Genomic DNA, 16,153 nt, shown 5'->3' on the forward strand with positions numbered 1-16,153 from the left:
GGGCGTTTTTTTTACAGCGTGCTTGGGGTGTCTTCCCAGTCGCGATCGTCGTCTTTCGCATCCTGATCCAACACGTTGTAGGCCACGGCGCAAAACAGCGAGTTCAGGCGCTTCATGTCCCCCAACAATCCCAAATGCAGCGAACTGGTCTCGATGCTCTGCACGTTTTGCTGATGCAGGCGATCGACGTGCGCATGCGCGTAGCGGCGATCCAGAATGCGGAAGCGGTGCTTGGAACGACGCAGGCGTTTGGCGCTGGTGACGTCGCCGGACAGGAACACCGACAGCCCCAGACGCAGGTTGCCGATCAGCCGTTCGTGCAGCCCGTCCAGCTCCGCCAACCCTTCCGCCGAGAAGGCGCGGCGCGCGGCGTGCGATTTGGCGCCCACGTCGCCGGCCATGCGCTCGATGATGTCGCCCGCCTGTTCCAGGTTGAGCGCCATTTCGATGATCTCTGCCCAACGACGCGAATCTTCCTCGCCCAGATCTTCCTTCTGGATCTGCGCCAGATACAGCTTGATGGCGGTGTACAGCACGTCGACGTCATCGTCGAGTCGCCGCACCTCTTTATCCACGCCTTGCTTACCGTGCAACACTTCGCGCTGCAGGATCATCATGTGTTCCACCACGTCGCCCATGCGCAGCGTTTCGCGCGCCGCGTTGGCCAGCGCCAGCGTCGGCGTATCCAGTGCGCTGGCGTCCAGATGACGCGGCCGCATGCGCGGGTCGTCGGCCGCCACGTCGACGATCAGCCGTTCGCACAGCGTCGCCATCGGCCCGGCCAACGGGATCATCACCAGACAACGGATCAGGTTGTAGAACACGTGGAAATAGATCACCAGCTCTTCGCTGCCACCCGGCAGCTGAGCCATCACATCCGCCAGATAGGAGACGAACGGCAACACCAGTATGCAGCCCACCAGCTTGAACAGCAGGCTGCCGAGCGCCACGCGCCGCCCGGCGGCGTTCTGGCCGCTGGCGTTGATCATCGCCAGCAGGCCGCTGCCGAGGTTGGCGCCGATCACCAGACAGAGCGCCACCTTCAGCGAAATCACGCCGGTGGCGGTCAGGGTGGCGGTCAGCAACACCGCCGCCAGGCTGGAATAGCTGACGATGGCGAACAGCGCGCCGGTCAGGGCGTCGAGCATCACGTCGCCGGTCAGCGACGAGAACAACACTTTCACCCCGGCCGCCTGGGTGATCGGCGTGGCGGCGGCCACGATCAGCTCGAGCGCCAGCACGATCAGCCCCAGACCGATCAAGACGCGCCCGATCTGGCCGATCCGCATCTGCTTGCGGCTGAGGAACAGGAATACCCCAACCAGGATCAGCAGCGGCGACAGCCAGGACAGATCGAAGGTCAACACGCGCGCCATCAGCGCGGTGCCGACGTCGGCGCCGAGCATGATCACCAGCGCAGGCGCCAGCCCCACCAGCCCTTGCGCGACGAAAGAGGTCACCAGCAGCGCCGTGGCGTTGCTGCTTTGCACCAGCGCGGTCACGCCGATGCCGGAAACGAACGCCAACGGCTTTTTCTCAACGCTGTCGCTCAAAACGCGCCGCAGATTGGCGCCGTAAACCCGCATGATCCCGGTGCGCACGATGTGGGTTCCCCACACCAATAGCGCCACGGACGAAAGCAGGTGAAGAAGGGTCAGCACGGAAGATACGCTCCATTAACGCCCGGCCAAAGGAGGCTGGTACCCGATGCCTGTCAGGCGCTGCGGATGGGCGGAACGGTGCTGTTCGCCCCAGCCGCAGCCGGTAGGCTAAAGATGACGGGTACAGCGCGCGGTCCCGCCTGCCGGGCGTGGGTCTGGCAGGACAGCGGGCGGGGGCAGACCGCAGAAGAGAAGGGTTAAGGCGGCGGTGGGAGAGCCCCGGTGCCGCGCTGCGAAGTCATGCAACTTCCCGCAATACAACAGGTTCCAAGTGTAGCCCAATTTCCGCGCCGTCGGGCCGCAGATCGGCCACCGAACGGTTGAGCACGTCAACCAGCAACTCTACCTCGCGAACCTGAATCCGATAGCGTACCACATTCCCGAGCAAACTGTGACCAAGGATCACCCCGCCGATCCCCTGTCCGGCCGGCAACAGGCCGATAGACTCTGGGCGGATCGCCACCTTGCCGGCATAGCTGCGCCCGGTCAGCCGGCCGGCCTGTTCGGCGCTCAGCAGGTTATAGTTGCCGATAAAACCGGCGGCGAAGGCGTCCGCCGGCTGGGTATACAAGGTTTCCGCATCGCCGCTCTGTACGATCTGCCCCTTGTTCATCAGGACGATGCGATCCGACAGGGTCAGCGCCTCTTCCTGATCGTGGGTGACGAAGATCGCCGTCAGGTTCAGCTCGCGCTGAATGCGCCGGATCTGCTCACGCAGATGTTTGCGGATGCGTGCATCCAGCGCCGACAGCGGTTCGTCGAGCAGCAGCAGACGCGGGCGCGTGACCAGCGATCGTGCCAGCGCCACGCGCTGACACTGGCCGCCCGACAGCTGGTGCGGATAGCGCTTCGCCAGATCGCTCAGCTCCACCAGCGCCAGCACCTCCTGCACCCGCTGGCCGATCTGCCCGGCCGCCAGCTTCTGCATTTTCAGGCCGAAGGCCACGTTGCCTTCCACCGTCATATTGGGAAACAGCGCATAGCTTTGGAACACCATGCCGATGCCGCGCTTTTGCGGCGCCAGCGGCACCAGATCCTGGCCCTGCAGTAAAATTTGCCCGCTGTCGACCGGAGTCAGGCCGGCCAGACAGCGCAATAGCGTCGACTTGCCGCAGCCGCTTGGCCCGAGCAGGGTGACGAACTCCCCCTCTTCGGCAGTGAAATCGATATCCTGAAACACCTGGGTCTGGCCATAGTGTTTGTTCAGGCGGGTGACGTTGAGATAAGCCATCGGGTTAACCCTTGTTTTTATTCAGCAGGTTCGCCAGCCAGGTGACGAGCAGCACCACGGCGAAATAAGAGATGACCAGCGCGCTGGTGAAATGCCCGCTGCCGTTGCGCATATTGAACAGATAGACCTGCAGCGTTTCATACTGGCTGCCCACCAGCAGGTTGGCGAACACGAACTCGCCGATCAGGAACGAGAACGACAGCAACACGGCGATCGTTCCGCCCTTGCGCAAATTTGGCAGCACCACCCACAGCGCCGCCCGCCAGGTACTGGCGCCGAGCAGGTGCGCGGCGTCCATCAGATCGCGCAGGTTGATCGCCTGCATGTTGTTGCTGATGGCGCGGTAGATAAACGGCAGCGCGATGGTGAAATAGCAGCCCACCAAAATCCAGGGGGTGCCGAGCAGCGGCAGCGGATCGGCGGCGAACAGTTGCATCAGCCCCACCGCCGACACCACCGGCGGCACGGCGAACGGCAGCAAAATCAGCACGTTCATCACCGCGTCCAGCTTGGGGAAGTAGTAAGCGATCACAAACATCGCCGGCAGGATCACCACCACCGACAGCAACAGCGTGCCGAAGCAGATCAGCAGCGAGTGCCACAGCGCCTGCAAAAAACGCGGGTCGCTCCACAGCGCCGTCAGCCACTTCAGAGTAAAACCGTCCGGCAAAATGGTGGCGCCCCACTGGGTAGCCAGCGCGTAAATCAGCGTCGCCGCCAGCGGCAGCAACAGGATCAACAGCAGCAGGCCGGTCACCGTGCGGTGGTACAAGCGTTCAACACGCGACATGAGCATTCTCCAGCCGGTTATGAGCGCGCATTGAGGTAGCTCCTGCGCAGCATCCATTGGTGGATCACCGTGATAAACGCCATCATCACCACCAGCAGCATCGCCAGCGCGCTGGCCAGGTTCGGATCGAGGGAGATGTCCCCCGCCACCAACGCCGAGATGCGGATCGGGATCACGTTGAAGTTGCCGGTGGTCAGCGCGTACACCGTGGCGTAGGCGCCCAGCGCGTTGGCCAGCAGGATGACGAAGGTGCCCATCAGCGCCGGCGCCAACACCGGCAGGCCGATATGCCGCCAGTAGCGCCAGGGGCCGGCGCCGAGCAGCGCCGCCGATTCGCGCCAGTCGGCACGCAGCGCGTCAAATGCCGGATACAGCAGCAGCACCCCGAGCGGGATCTGGAAGTAGGTATACAGCACGATCAGGCCGCTCTTCGAATAGAGGTTGAAGCTCTCCATCAGACCGTATTTGCGCAGCAGCAACGTCAGGCAACCGTTCAGCCCCAGCAGTATGACGAAGGCGAACGCCAGCGGCACCCCGGCGAAGTTGCTGGTCATGTTGGTGAACGACATTACGAAGTCATGAAACCGCGTCTGGCCTAGCTGACGCAGTGAGTAACTGCCAACTAATGCGATCAGCAAGCCGTAGACGCTCGACCATAGCGAGATCTCCAGCGAGAACTGAAACGCCTGCAGGTAGAACGGCGAGGTGAGGATATCGACATAGTTGCCCCACCCCCAGCCGCTGGTCTCGCTGAAAAAGCTGTGAACGGCGATCCACACCAGCGGGGCGATCTGAAACGCGCCGAACAGCACGATAAACGGCAGCAGGCACAGCGCGGCGATCCATTTGGTTTTGCTGTTCATCGCGCATCCTGCGCCAGCAGCGCCCGGCAGTGCGGCTTGTCGTGCGGCGCCTGCAACAGATCGCAGATCGTGCCACACAGCTCGGTTTGCTGCGGATCGGCGTCATCCAGGCTGAAGCCCGCGCCGAATACGAACAGCGGTACCTGGCGCTCTTCCGGCAATACGCCGCCGTGGCTGCGATCGTCGTTCATGCCGTGGTCGGCGGTAACCAGCACCTGATAACCGGCCGCCAGCCAATCGGGCAGATAGCGCGACAGCGAGCCGTCGGCGCGCCGCGCCGCGTTGCGGTACTGCGGCGAAGAGAGGCCAAAGCGGTGGCCGGCGTCATCGATGTTCATCGGATGGATCAACAGAAAGTCTGGCTGATAACGCAGACGCAGGTTTTCGGCGTCGTCAAACAGATGGCTGTCGGGATAACCGTCGTCGTAATAGAAATGCCCGTGTTGAATCGGCAGCTCGGGGGCATCGGTATGGCGGTCGCGCGCGGCGTCGAACGGCGTGCGGTTATACAATTCGCTGAACCAGTGGTAAGCGGCGGCGGCGGTGGTCAGCCCGGCGGCGCGCGCGTAATGAAACACACTTTGTTGATGAGAAAGGCGCGAGACGTGATTGTGCACCACGCCGCTCTCCACCGGCGTGACGCCGGTGAGGATGCATTCATACAGCGGCCGGGAGAGCGAGGGCAACTCGCTCTCCAGCAGGTACAACCGCCCGCGTCCCGCCGCGCATTCGGCCTGCAGATAACCCATGGCGTCGTGCGCCACCCGGTAGTTGAGGCCGTCCAGCAGCACGAGGATCGTTTTCATGGTGCGTTAACTCACTGCTGCATAAACATAATGACGTTTTCCTGCCACAGGCGCGGCAGCGCTTTGGCGCTCTGTTCCCAGGCTGCCGGATCGGCGATCGGGTGCGCGTTCTTGTACTGCTCGGCCGGCAGCAGCTTGGCTTTGACGTCGTCCGGCAGCGTCAGATGCTCGGCGCGGATCGGGCGGGCATAGCCGCGCGCCAGGTTGATCTGACCGGCGTCGGAGAAGATGTATTCGCGCGCCAGCTTGGCGGCATTCGGGTGCTTGGCGTATTTGTTGATGATGGTGGTGTAGCCGGAAGTGATCGAACCGTCCGACGGGATCAGCACTTCAAAGCGGGTTTTGTCGATCTGATCGCGGTAGTTCAGACCGTTGAAGTCCCATACCACGCCGACCTGCACTTCCCCCTTCTCCAGCGACGCGATCACCGGGTTACTCAGGCTCAGGCGGCCGGCCTTGGCCAGCTTGCCGAAGAACTCCAGGCCCGGCTTGAGGTTTTTCTCGTTGCCGCCCATGGCGTAAGTGGCCGCCAGCACGCCGCTGGCCGCCTGCGAAGCGGTGCCGACGTCGCCGATGGTGACCTGATAGCTGCCCTTCAGCAGATCGGCCCAGCTGTGCGGGATGTCTTTCACCTGTTGCTTGTTAATGATGAAGGCGATGGTGCCGGTGTAAGCCAGCGCCCAGTGGCCATCTTTGTCTTTCGCCCAATCTGGCACCTGATCCCAGGTGGAGGGTTTGTACGGCTGCGTCACGCCCTTCTGCACCGCCACCGGGCCGAAGGCCGCGCCGACGTCACCGATGTCCGCCGTGGCGTTGTTCTTTTCCGCATCGAATTTGGCGATCTCCTGCGCAGAGCTCATGTCGGTATCGACATGCTTCAGGCCGTATTTGCTCAACAGATCTTGCCAGGTGCCTTTCCAGTTGGCCCAGCTGTCCGGCATGCCGACGCTGTTGACTTCGCCTTCTTTTTTAGCGGCCTGCTCCAGCGCCGCCAGATCGGTATCCGCGGCCCAGCTCATCTGGCTGGATAACACGATGGCACTGGTTAACACAGAAGCGCACAAACGTTTCATAACTGATGCTCCAGGTGGTAGTGTGGGGATGGCTGGACTAGTCCAGCAAGGGCCAAACCAATCTAACGGACGAATGTGATAATTATATGTCAGCTTAAAAAAGCGACAGTTTTATCACCCATTGCAACGGCGAAAACGCGACGCTGGTCTACCTTAAAGGCCAAACGCACTGAAACGGGACACCCGCTGTATGAGTGAAGCACCGACGACCGTCGCCACCATCTGCCAAACGCTGCACGCCCGCATCACCGCCGGCGAGTTCGCCGTGGGCGGCAAGCTGCCCTCCGAGCGAGCCCTGAGCGAACAGTTCGCCACCACCCGCATTACCCTGCAGGAGGCGCTCGGCCAATTGGAGGCGCAGGGCGTCATTTACCGTCAGGTGCGGCGCGGTTGGTTTATCTCGCCGCCACGTCTGATCTATAACCCGTTGCAGCGCAGCCATTTTCACGCCATGGCGCAGCAACAGGGGCGCGCCGCCCATACCGAAGCGATAGACAGTGCGCTCGTCACGCTCGACGCGCCGCTGGCCGGCCGCCTGGCGCTGCCCTCCGGCGCCGAGGCCTATCGCATTCGCCGGCTGCGCTACATCGACGGGCGTGCGGTGCTGTACTGCGAGCACTACCTCAATCCGGCCTATTTCCCCGGTATTCTGGACGAAGATCTGACTCAGTCGCTGACCGCGCTGTACGCCGCACGCTACGGCATTCACTACGGCCGGGTACGTTTCGACATGCTGCCCACCCTGCTGCCGCAACAGGCCGCCGCCATGCTGAAGGTGACCTACGGCAGCCCGGCGCTGTTCATTACGCGGGTGAACCGCGATCAGCACGACAGAGTGATCGATTGCGACCTGGAGTATTGGCGTTACGACGCGCTGCACATCGACGTGGAAGCGCTGTAAATGACAAGGGCGCATCGCTGCGCCCTTGAAGAGGAAAATCAGTCGGCGTCGTAGCCGAGGTTTGGCGCCAGCCAGCGTTCTACCTCGCTCACGCTCATCCCTTTACGCGCCGCGTAGTCTTCCACCTGATCGCGCTGGATCTGCGCCACCGCGAAATACTTGCTCTCAGGATGGCTGAAGTACCAGCCGGACACCGCCGCTCCCGGCCACATGGCGAAGGACTCCGTCAGCGCCATACCGGTGTGGCGGTTGACGTCCAGCAGCTGCCAGATGGTCGCTTTCTCGGTGTGCTCCGGGCAGGCCGGGTAGCCCGGCGCCGGCCGGATGCCCTGATAGTTTTCGCGGATCAGCTCCTCGTTGCTCAGATTCTCGTCAGCGGCATAGCCCCAGTGCAGCTTGCGCACCTGTTCGTGCAGGTATTCGGCGAAGGCCTCCGCCAAACGATCCGCCAGCGCCTTGACCATGATTTTGTTGTAATCGTCGTGCTGTGCGTCGTACGCCGCCGCCAGCGCGTCCTCCTCCAGCCCGCCGGTTACCGCGAAGGCGCCGAAGTAGTCGGCCTTGCCGCTGCTTTTCGGTGCCACGAAGTCCGCCAGGCAGTAGTTTGGGAAGTCGGTTTTTTCTGTCTGCTGGCGCAGATGGCGGCTTACCGCCAGCACCTCGCCGCGCTGTTCGTCGCGGTACACTTCCACATCGTCGCCGACGCGGTTGGCCGGGAACAGGCCGTAAACGCCGCGCGGGTTGAGGCTGCGCTCGGCGGCCAGCCGATCCAGCATCTGATTGGCGTCATGGAACAGGCGTTTAGCCTCTTCCCCCACCACCTCATCCTCCAGGATGCGCGGATATTTGCCCGCCAGCGACCAGGTCATGAAGAACGGCGTCCAGTCGATATAGTGGCGCAGCGTCTCGATGCCGACCGCCACCGGGAACACACCCAATTGCCGTGGCGCCGGCGGCTGATAATCGGCCCAATCCAGCGCCATGGCGTTGGCGCGCGCCTTCTGCAGATCGACCGGCGGCGTGCGCGGTTTTTTGCGCGCGTGCTGAATGCGCACCGTTTCGTACTCTTTGCGAGTGCGCGCCACAAACTCGTCGCGCTGGGTGGCGGACAGCAGTGCCGACACCACGCCCACGGTGCGCGAGGCGTTCTGCACGTAGGTGGTCGGGCCGCTGTAGTTCTGTTCAATTTTCACCGCGGTGTGCGCCTTGGAGGTGGTGGCGCCGCCGATCAACAGCGGCAGGGTAAAGCCCTGGCGCTCCATCTCTTTGGCCACGTTGACCATCTCGTCCAGCGACGGCGTGATCAGCCCCGACAGGCCGATGATGTCCACCTTCTCTTCGCGCGCGGTGCGCAGGATTTTCTCCGTCGGCACCATCACGCCCAAATCGACGATTTCATAGTTGTTGCACTGCAGCACCACCCCGACGATGTTCTTGCCGATGTCGTGCACGTCGCCCTTCACCGTCGCCAGCAGGATTTTCCCTGCGGAGGTGCCCTGCTGCTTGCTGGCTTCGATGTACGGTTCCAGGTAAGCCACCGCCTGCTTCATCACGCGGGCGGATTTCACCACCTGCGGCAAGAACATCTTGCCCTCGCCGAACAGGTCGCCGACCACGTTCATCCCCGCCATCAGCGGCCCTTCGATCACTTCGATCGGGCGTTCGGCCTGCTGCCGCGCTTCTTCGGTATCCAGCTCGATAAACTCGGTGATGCCCTTCACCAGCGAATACTCCAGCCGCTTTTCCACCGGCCAGCCGCGCCACTCCGCCTGCTGCACCGCCGCTTCGCCGTCTTTGCTGCCGCGGTACTTTTCCGCCAGCTCCAGCAGGCGTTCGGTGCCGTCCTCGCGGCGGTTGAGGATCACGTCTTCTACCGCCTCGCGCAGCTCGCCAGGCAGATCGTCATAAATCGCCAGCTGCCCGGCGTTGACGATGCCCATGTCCATGCCGTTGCGAATGGCGTGATACAGGAACACCGCGTGGATCGCCTCGCGCACCGGATCGTTGCCGCGGAACGAGAACGACACGTTGGACACCCCGCCGGAGATCATCGCGTGCGGCAGGTGGGTTTTGATGTCGGCGCAGGCTTCGATAAAGTCGACGGCGTAGTTGTTGTGCTCTTCGATGCCGGTGGCGACGGCGAAGATGTTCGGGTCGAAAATGATGTCTTCCGGCGGGAAGCCGACGCGTTCGGTCAAAATTTTATAGGCGCGGCGGCAAATCTCGAACTTGCGCTCGCGGGTATCCGCCTGGCCCACTTCGTCGAACGCCATCACCACCACCGCGGCGCCGTAGCGGCGCACCAGCCTGGCGTGGTGGATAAAGGCCTCTTCGCCCTCCTTCATCGAGATCGAGTTGACGATGCCCTTGCCCTGAATGCACTTCAGACCTTTCTCGATAACGGACCATTTGGAGGAGTCGATCATGATCGGCACCCGAGCGATATCCGGCTCGCCGGCGATCAGATTGAGGAAGCGCACCATCGCCGCCTCGGCGTCGAGCATCCCCTCGTCCATGTTGATGTCGATGATCTGCGCGCCGCTCTCCACCTGCTGGCGCGCCACGTCGAGCGCTTCGTTATATTTCTCTTCTTTGATCAGGCGTTTGAAACGCGCCGAGCCGGTGACGTTGGTGCGCTCGCCGACATTGACGAACAGGGTGTTGGCGTCGATGGTCAACGGCTCAAGACCGGCCAGACGGCAGGCGACCGGGATCTCCGGCAGCCGGCGCGGCGGCACGCCCTCAACCGCCTTGGCCATCGCGGCGATGTGTTCCGGCGTGGTGCCGCAGCAGCCGCCGATGATATTGAGGAAGCCGGCCTGCGCCCACTCCCCGACCTGGCGCGCCATCTCGGCCGCATCCAGATCGTACTCGCCGAAGGCGTTCGGCAAACCGGCGTTCGGGTGCGCGGTGACGTAGGTCTCCGAGATGCGCGCCAGCTCGGCGACGTACTGACGCAGTTCATCCGGCCCCAGGGCACAGTTCAGGCCGAAGGTCAGCGGCTTGACGTGACGCAGCGAGTTGTAAAACGCCTCGGTGGTTTGGCCGGACAGGGTGCGGCCGGAAGCGTCGGTGATGGTGCCGGAGATCATGATCGGCAGTTCCACCCCCAGCGCTTCGAATTCGGTTTCCACCGCAAAGGCGGCGGCCTTGGCATTCAGGGTGTCAAAGATGGTTTCGATCATGATCAGATCGACGCCGCCCTCCACCAGCGCGCGGGTCGATTCGCGATAAGCCGCCACCAGCTCGTCGAACGAGATGTTGCGGAACGCCGGATCGTTGACGTTCGGCGAGATGGACGCAGTGCGGTTGGTCGGCCCCAACACACCGGCGACGTAGCGCGGTTTTTCCGGCGTGCGCGCCGTCCATTCGTCGGCGCAGGCGCGCGCCAGGCAGGCGGCCTGGTAGTTAATCTCGGCGGACAGCGACTCCATGTGGTAGTCGGCCATGGCGATGGGGGTGGAGTTGAAGGTATTGGTTTCAAGGATATCGGCACCCGCCTCGAGGTAGGCGTAATGAATGGCGGTGATCACTTCCGGCTTGGTCAGCACCAGCAGATCGTTATTGCCTTTCAGATCGCTGCCCCAGTCGGCGAAACGCTCACCGCGGAAATCGCGCTCATCCAGACGGTAGCTCTGGATCATGGTGCCCATGCCGCCGTCCAACACTAAAATGCGCTGCGCTAACTGGCGGCGCAGTTGTTCTACTCGATTCGTCACTGTAACCCCTTCCATTGCCATCCAGCCCATCGCTCAACTGCCGCAAAAACCAACGGGTCATCCTAGCACAGCTTGTAGGGACAAAGGGGGAGACGACAATTGAGAGTTTTTCAGGTTGTGCGCCAACACCTCCGATGAGCTGGCGGCGGCTTGCAATTCATCGACAAAAAACGAAAATGAATTCCATCATACGGAAAAAGGAATATCACCCATGGCCACCCCTGCTCCCGCCAAACGCGGCAAGAAGCCCCGCGCAGCAGCCCCGGCCGCCAGTGCGGCGACCGGCCAGGTACAATCGTTGACCCGTGGCCTGAAGCTGCTGGAATACATTTCGGAAGCCCAGGGCAACGTGGCGCTGACCGATCTGGCCCAGCAGGCCGGCCTGCCGAACTCCACCACTCACCGTCTGCTCACCACCATGCAGCAGCAGGGATTCGTGCGCCAGGTCGGCGATCTCGGTCTGTGGACCATCGGCTCGCACGCTTTTGTGGTCGGCAGCAGCTTTCTGCAAAGCCGCAACCTGCTGGCGATGGTGCATCCGACGCTGCGCCGACTGATGGAAGAGTCGGGTGAAACGGTCAACCTGGCGGTACTGGATACCAGCGAGTACCAGGCGATCATCATCGATCAGGTGCAGTGTACGGCGCTGATGCGCATGTCGGCGCCGATCGGCGGCAAACTGCCGATGCACGCCTCCGGCGCCGGCAAAGCCTTCCTCGCCACCCTGCCGGACGATCAGGTGACCAAGCTGCTGCACAAGAAAGGCATGCACACCTACACGCCGCACACCCTGACGCCGCACAACCTGAAAGAGGGACTGGCGCAGATCCGCAAGCAGGGCTTTTCCTTTGACGACGAAGAGCACGCGCTCGGCCTGCGTTGCGTGGCGGCCTGCATCTTCGACGAGCATCGCGAAGCCTTCGCCGCCATTTCTATCTCCGGCCCGGTATCGCGCATCACCGACGATCGCGTGATCGAGCTGGGCGCGCTGGTGATCCACGCGGCGAAAGAGATCAGCCTGGCCTACGGCGGCGTACGCTAATCCAGCCCATCCGCGGGGCGCCGCAGTGCGCCTCCGCTCCCCTTCCTTGCTCTGTTGTCAGCATGTAAATGGCTGTTGGTATCCTGTTTAGCCCACAGGAAAAAAGCTTGAAGCCGATCACAGTTAACGATCCTCACGGCGAAAGCCCATTGCAACCGCTCAAACTTCCTTCGACAATGTTACCGATAACATGTTACCGGTAACAATCGAACTGAACGAAGGTAACGTCACCCGGTGTTTTGGAGCCAAGCCATGACCAACAATCACAATCGCATTTACGTCGTTATGGGCGTTTCCGGCAGCGGCAAGTCCGCCGTCGCCGCCGCCGCGGCCCGCCAACTCTCCGCCGGCTTCCTCGACGGCGACTTCCTGCATCCGCGCAGCAATATCCTGAAGATGGCCGCCGGCGAAGCGTTGAACGACGACGATCGCGCCCCGTGGCTGGCCGCGCTCAACGACGCCGCCTTCGCCATGCAGCGCACCAACAACGTGTCGATCATCGTCTGCTCGGCGCTGAAAAAGCAGTATCGCGACCGCCTGCGCGCCGGCAACGGCAACCTGTCGTTCATCTATCTGCACGGCGAGTTCCCGGTGATCGAATCCCGTCTGGCGGCACGTAACGGCCACTTCTTCAAGCCGCAGATGTTGGTCACCCAGTTCGCCGCACTCGAGCAGCCGGGCGCCGACGAAAACGACGTGATGGCGATCGACATCAATCAGCCGCTGGACGCGGTGATCGCCGATACCGTGCACCATATCCAGAGCTTCCTGCCACAGGACGTGTGCGCGTGAGTACCCTGACGCTGGTCGGTACCGCAGTCGGCTCGGTTTTACTGCTGTTATTCCTGGTGATGAAGGCGCGCATGCACGCCTTCGTCGCGCTGATGCTGGTGTCCATCGCCGCCGGCATTTTCTCCGGCATGCCGCTGGACCATATCGCCGACACCATGCAAAAAGGCATGGGCGACACGCTGGGCTTCCTGGCGATCGTGGTGGCGCTGGGGGCGATGTTCGGCAAGATCCTGCATGAGGTCGGCGCGCTCGATCAAATTGCGGCGCAATTGCTGAAACGATTCGGACAAAGCAAGGCGCACTATGCGCTCGGTATCGCCGGCCTGATCTGCGCGCTGCCGCTGTTCTTCGACGTGGCGGTGGTGCTGCTTATCGGCATCGTGTTCGCCGTGGCGCGCCGCACCGACGGCAATATCGTCAAGCTGGCGATCCCGCTGTTCGCCGGCGTGGCCGCCGCCGCCTCCTTCCTGCTGCCGGGACCGGTGCCGATGCTGCTGGCTTCGCAGATGAAGGCCGACTTCGGCTGGATGATCGCCATCGGCCTGGTGGCGGCGGTGATCGGCATGCTGATCGCCGGCCCGCTGTACGGCAGCTTTATCAGCCGCTTCGTCAACTGGCCAATGCCGCCGGAAGAGAATGAGCCGACGCTGACCAAGGGCAATCTGCCGTCGTTCGGCTTCAGCCTGGCGCTGGTGCTGTGCCCGCTGGTGCTGGTCGGCATGAAAACCATCGGCGCGCGGCTGGTCACTCCGGGTTCACAGCTGCAGCAGTGGCTGGAGTTTATCGGCCATCCATTCACCGCCATCCTGCTGGCCTGCCTGATCGTGATTTACGGCCTGGCGAAGCCACGCGGCATGAGCAACGAACAGACGCTGGCCATCTGCTCCGCCGCAGTGCAACCGGCCGGGATCATCTTGCTGATGACCGGCGCCGGCGGGGTGTTCAAACAGATCCTGGTGGATTCCGGCGTCGGGCCGGCGCTGGGTGACGCCATGATCGGCGCCGGCCTGCCGATCGCCGTGGCCGCCTTTGCGCTCTCCGCCATGGTGCGGGTGATCCAGGGCTCGGCCACCGTCGCCTGCCTGACCACCGTCGGCCTGGTGCTGCCGGTCACCAGCCAGCTCGGGCTGAACGGCGGGCAACTGGCCGCGCTGGCTATCTGCATCGCCGGCGGCTCCATCGTGCTGAGCCACGTCAACGACGCCGGTTTCTGGCTGTTCGGCAAATTCACCGGCGCCAACGAACTGCAAACGCTGAAAACCTGGACGGTAATGGAAACGATTCTGGGCAGCGTCGGCGGCGCCATCGGCATGATTGCATTCACGATGTTTTAACGCCCAAATCGCCCCCGGCCTTGCACACCAGGGCTGCAAATCACCACCGGGGGCACCGCCACAGGCGGCGACTATAACAACAGCAATGTGAGGAAGGCATGATTAACCCAACCTTGTCCCGTGTCACACAGCGCATCATCCACCGTTCCGAGGCCAGCCGCGCCGCCTATCTGGCGCGCATCGAGGCGGCCCGCTCCCAAACCGTCCACCGCGCGCAGCTGGCCTGCGGCAACCTGGCCCACGGCTTCGCCGCCTGTCAGCCCGATGACAAGACGGCGCTGAAAAACATGGTGCGCAGCGATATCGCCATCATCACCGCCTACAACGACATGCTGTCGGCCCACCAGCCCTACGAACACTACCCAGAGCGGCTGAAGCAGGCGCTGAAGGCGGTGGGTGCCGTGGGCCAGGTGGCCGGCGGCGTGCCGGCGATGTGCGACGGCGTGACCCAGGGGCAGGACGGTATGGAGCTGTCGCTGATGAGCCGTGACGTGATCGCCATGTCGGCCGCCGTCGGCCTGTCGCACAACATGTTCGACGGCGCGCTGTTCCTCGGTATTTGCGACAAGATCGTGCCGGGGTTGGTGATGGCCGCCCTCTCCTTCGGCCACCTGCCCGCGCTGTTCGTGCCGGCCGGCCCGATGAGCAGCGGTTTGCCGAACAAGGAAAAGGTGCGCGTGCGCCAGCTGTACGCCGAGGGCAAGGCCGACCGCCTGGCGTTGCTGGAAGCCGAGGCCGCCTCTTATCACGGTATCGGCACCTGCACCTTCTACGGCACCGCCAACACCAATCAGATGGTGATGGAAGTGATGGGTCTGCATCTGCCAGGCGCTTCCTTCGTGCATCCGAACACGCCGCTGCGCGACGCGCTGAACGACGCCGCCGCGCGCCAGGTGACCCGGCTGACCGACACCGCCGGCAACTACCTGCCGATCGGCCGCCTGGTGGACGAGAAAGTGGTGGTGAACGGCATCGTCTCGCTGCTGGCCACCGGCGGCTCCACCAATCTGACCATGCATCTGGTGGCGATGGCGCGGGCGGCGGGCATCATCATCACCTGGGACGATTTCTCCGAGCTGTCGGAAGCGGTGCCGCTGCTGTGCCGCATCTACCCGAACGGCCCGGCCGACATCAACCAGTTCCAGGCCGCCGGCGGCGTGCCGCTGGTGGTGCGCGAGCTGCTGCAACACGGCCTGCTGCACGAAGAGGTGCACACCGTGGCCGGTTTCGGCCTGCGCCGCTACACCCAGGAACCCTGGCTGGATAATGGCCAGCTGGCGTGGCGCGAAGGTGTGGCCGGCTCGCTCGACGCCAAGGTAATCGCCAGCGTCGCTCAGCCATTCGAACATCACGGCGGCACCAAGGTGATGGCCGGCAATCTGGGCCGTGCGGTGATGAAAACCTCGGCGGTGCCCGCCGACAACCAGATCATCGAAGCGCCGGCGGTGGTGTTCGACAGCCAGCACGACATCGTGCCGGCGTTCGAAGCCGGCAAGCTGGATCGCGATTGCGTGGTGGTGGTGCGCTTCCAGGGGCCGCAGGCCAACGGCATGCCCGAACTGCACAAACTGATGCCGCCGCTGGGCGTGCTGATGGATCGCGGCTTCAAAGTGGCGCTGGTGACCGACGGTCGCCTGTCCGGCGCCTCCGGCAAGGTACCTTCCGCCATCCACGTCACTCCGGAAGCCTATACCGGCGGCCTGCTGGCGAAAGTGCGCGACGGCGATCCGATCCGCGTCAACGGCCGCAGCGGCGAGCTGCAGGTGCTGGTCGACGCCGAGGAGCTGGCCCTGCGCACGCCTTGCCAACCCGATCTGAGCGCGGAACACATCGGCTGCGGCCGCGAGCTGTTCGGCGCGCTGCGCAGCCAGCTGTCCGGCGCCGAACAGGGTGCCTGCTGCATCAAATTTTAATCGATAGCCTGGCCGCATCGCCGCCTGG

General features: G+C 63.2%; 12 protein-coding genes. 5 read left to right on the forward strand and 7 right to left on the reverse strand.

Annotated elements, in window-relative coordinates; all coding sequences use genetic code 11:
* Nucleotides 1-11 precede the first annotated feature (11 nt).
* From ATE40_RS18810 to ATE40_RS18835, 6 genes are all read right to left on the reverse strand, one after another.
* Nucleotides 12-1,661, reverse strand: coding sequence for a Na/Pi cotransporter family protein (locus ATE40_RS18810; protein ID WP_004936675.1), 1,650 nt, complete (start codon nucleotides 1,659-1,661; stop codon nucleotides 12-14).
* 238 nt (nucleotides 1,662-1,899) lie between these two features.
* Nucleotides 1,900-2,892, reverse strand: coding sequence for an ABC transporter ATP-binding protein (locus tag ATE40_RS18815; RefSeq protein WP_033631956.1), 993 nt, complete (start codon nucleotides 2,890-2,892; stop codon nucleotides 1,900-1,902).
* A 4-nt stretch (nucleotides 2,893-2,896) separates the two neighbouring features.
* Complete coding sequence (locus tag ATE40_RS18820; protein WP_015379246.1) at nucleotides 2,897-3,682, reverse strand: ABC transporter permease; 786 nt, start codon at nucleotides 3,680-3,682, stop codon at nucleotides 2,897-2,899.
* A 17-nt stretch (nucleotides 3,683-3,699) separates the two neighbouring features.
* Nucleotides 3,700-4,545: an ABC transporter permease gene (locus ATE40_RS18825; protein WP_015379247.1), complete on the reverse strand. Its 846-nt coding sequence runs from the start codon at nucleotides 4,543-4,545 to the stop codon at nucleotides 3,700-3,702.
* Nucleotides 4,542-5,351, reverse strand: coding sequence for an alkaline phosphatase family protein (locus ATE40_RS18830; protein ID WP_063918655.1), 810 nt, complete (start codon nucleotides 5,349-5,351; stop codon nucleotides 4,542-4,544). The genes ATE40_RS18825 and ATE40_RS18830 overlap by 4 nt, the downstream gene beginning before the upstream one ends.
* An 11-nt stretch (nucleotides 5,352-5,362) precedes the next feature.
* Nucleotides 5,363-6,424, reverse strand: coding sequence for an ABC transporter substrate-binding protein (locus tag ATE40_RS18835; RefSeq protein ID WP_004936660.1), 1,062 nt, complete (start codon nucleotides 6,422-6,424; stop codon nucleotides 5,363-5,365).
* Between the two features lie 190 nt (nucleotides 6,425-6,614).
* On the opposite strand from ATE40_RS18835, the gene ATE40_RS18840 reads away from it, so the two are divergent.
* On the forward strand, nucleotides 6,615-7,325 hold the full coding sequence (locus ATE40_RS18840; protein WP_019453247.1) for a UTRA domain-containing protein: 711 nt from the start codon (nucleotides 6,615-6,617) through the stop codon (nucleotides 7,323-7,325).
* Between the two features lie 38 nt (nucleotides 7,326-7,363).
* On the opposite strand, the gene metH is transcribed toward ATE40_RS18840, so the two are convergent.
* Nucleotides 7,364-11,059, reverse strand: a complete 3,696-nt coding sequence (metH, locus tag ATE40_RS18845; RefSeq protein WP_154747250.1) for a methionine synthase — start codon at nucleotides 11,057-11,059, stop codon at nucleotides 7,364-7,366.
* 196 nt (nucleotides 11,060-11,255) lie between these two features.
* On the opposite strand from metH, the gene iclR reads away from it, so the two are divergent.
* The 4 genes from iclR (at nucleotide 11,256) to edd (ending at nucleotide 16,125) form a co-directional block, all read left to right on the forward strand.
* Nucleotides 11,256-12,086, forward strand: a complete 831-nt coding sequence (iclR, locus tag ATE40_RS18850) for a glyoxylate bypass operon transcriptional repressor IclR (RefSeq protein WP_004936648.1) — start codon at nucleotides 11,256-11,258, stop codon at nucleotides 12,084-12,086.
* Between the two features lie 252 nt (nucleotides 12,087-12,338).
* Complete coding sequence (gene gntK / locus ATE40_RS18855) at nucleotides 12,339-12,878, forward strand: gluconokinase (protein WP_063918653.1); 540 nt, start codon at nucleotides 12,339-12,341, stop codon at nucleotides 12,876-12,878.
* Complete coding sequence (gene gntU, locus ATE40_RS18860; protein ID WP_025160143.1) at nucleotides 12,875-14,212, forward strand: gluconate transporter; 1,338 nt, start codon at nucleotides 12,875-12,877, stop codon at nucleotides 14,210-14,212. Before gntK ends, gntU begins: the two co-directional genes overlap by 4 nt.
* A gap of 98 nt (nucleotides 14,213-14,310) precedes the next feature.
* Nucleotides 14,311-16,125, forward strand: coding sequence for a phosphogluconate dehydratase (gene edd / locus ATE40_RS18865; protein WP_063918652.1), 1,815 nt, complete (start codon nucleotides 14,311-14,313; stop codon nucleotides 16,123-16,125).
* Nucleotides 16,126-16,153: the final 28 nt, after the last annotated feature.

It is taken from the genome of Serratia surfactantfaciens, from assembly GCF_001642805.2.
GTDB classification, from domain to species: Bacteria; Pseudomonadota; Gammaproteobacteria; order Enterobacterales; family Enterobacteriaceae; genus Serratia; species Serratia surfactantfaciens.

Excerpts from the sequence above, each read along its gene's own strand:
- ATE40_RS18815 (WP_033631956.1), bottom strand. The coding sequence starts at position 2,892 with ATGGCTTATCTCAACGTCACCCGCCTGAACAAACACTATGGCCAGACC.
- ATE40_RS18820 (WP_015379246.1), bottom strand. The coding sequence starts at position 3,682 with ATGTCGCGTGTTGAACGCTTGTACCACCGCACGGTGACCGGCCTGCTG.
- ATE40_RS18825 (WP_015379247.1), bottom strand. The coding sequence starts at position 4,545 with ATGAACAGCAAAACCAAATGGATCGCCGCGCTGTGCCTGCTGCCGTTT.
- ATE40_RS18830 (WP_063918655.1), bottom strand. The coding sequence starts at position 5,351 with ATGAAAACGATCCTCGTGCTGCTGGACGGCCTCAACTACCGGGTGGCG.
- ATE40_RS18835 (WP_004936660.1), bottom strand. The coding sequence starts at position 6,424 with ATGAAACGTTTGTGCGCTTCTGTGTTAACCAGTGCCATCGTGTTATCC.
- ATE40_RS18840 (WP_019453247.1), top strand. The coding sequence starts at position 6,615 with ATGAGTGAAGCACCGACGACCGTCGCCACCATCTGCCAAACGCTGCAC.
- metH (WP_154747250.1), bottom strand. The coding sequence starts at position 11,059 with ATGGAAGGGGTTACAGTGACGAATCGAGTAGAACAACTGCGCCGCCAG.
- iclR (WP_004936648.1), top strand. The coding sequence starts at position 11,256 with ATGGCCACCCCTGCTCCCGCCAAACGCGGCAAGAAGCCCCGCGCAGCA.
- gntK (WP_063918653.1), top strand. The coding sequence starts at position 12,339 with ATGACCAACAATCACAATCGCATTTACGTCGTTATGGGCGTTTCCGGC.
- edd (WP_063918652.1), top strand. The coding sequence starts at position 14,311 with ATGATTAACCCAACCTTGTCCCGTGTCACACAGCGCATCATCCACCGT.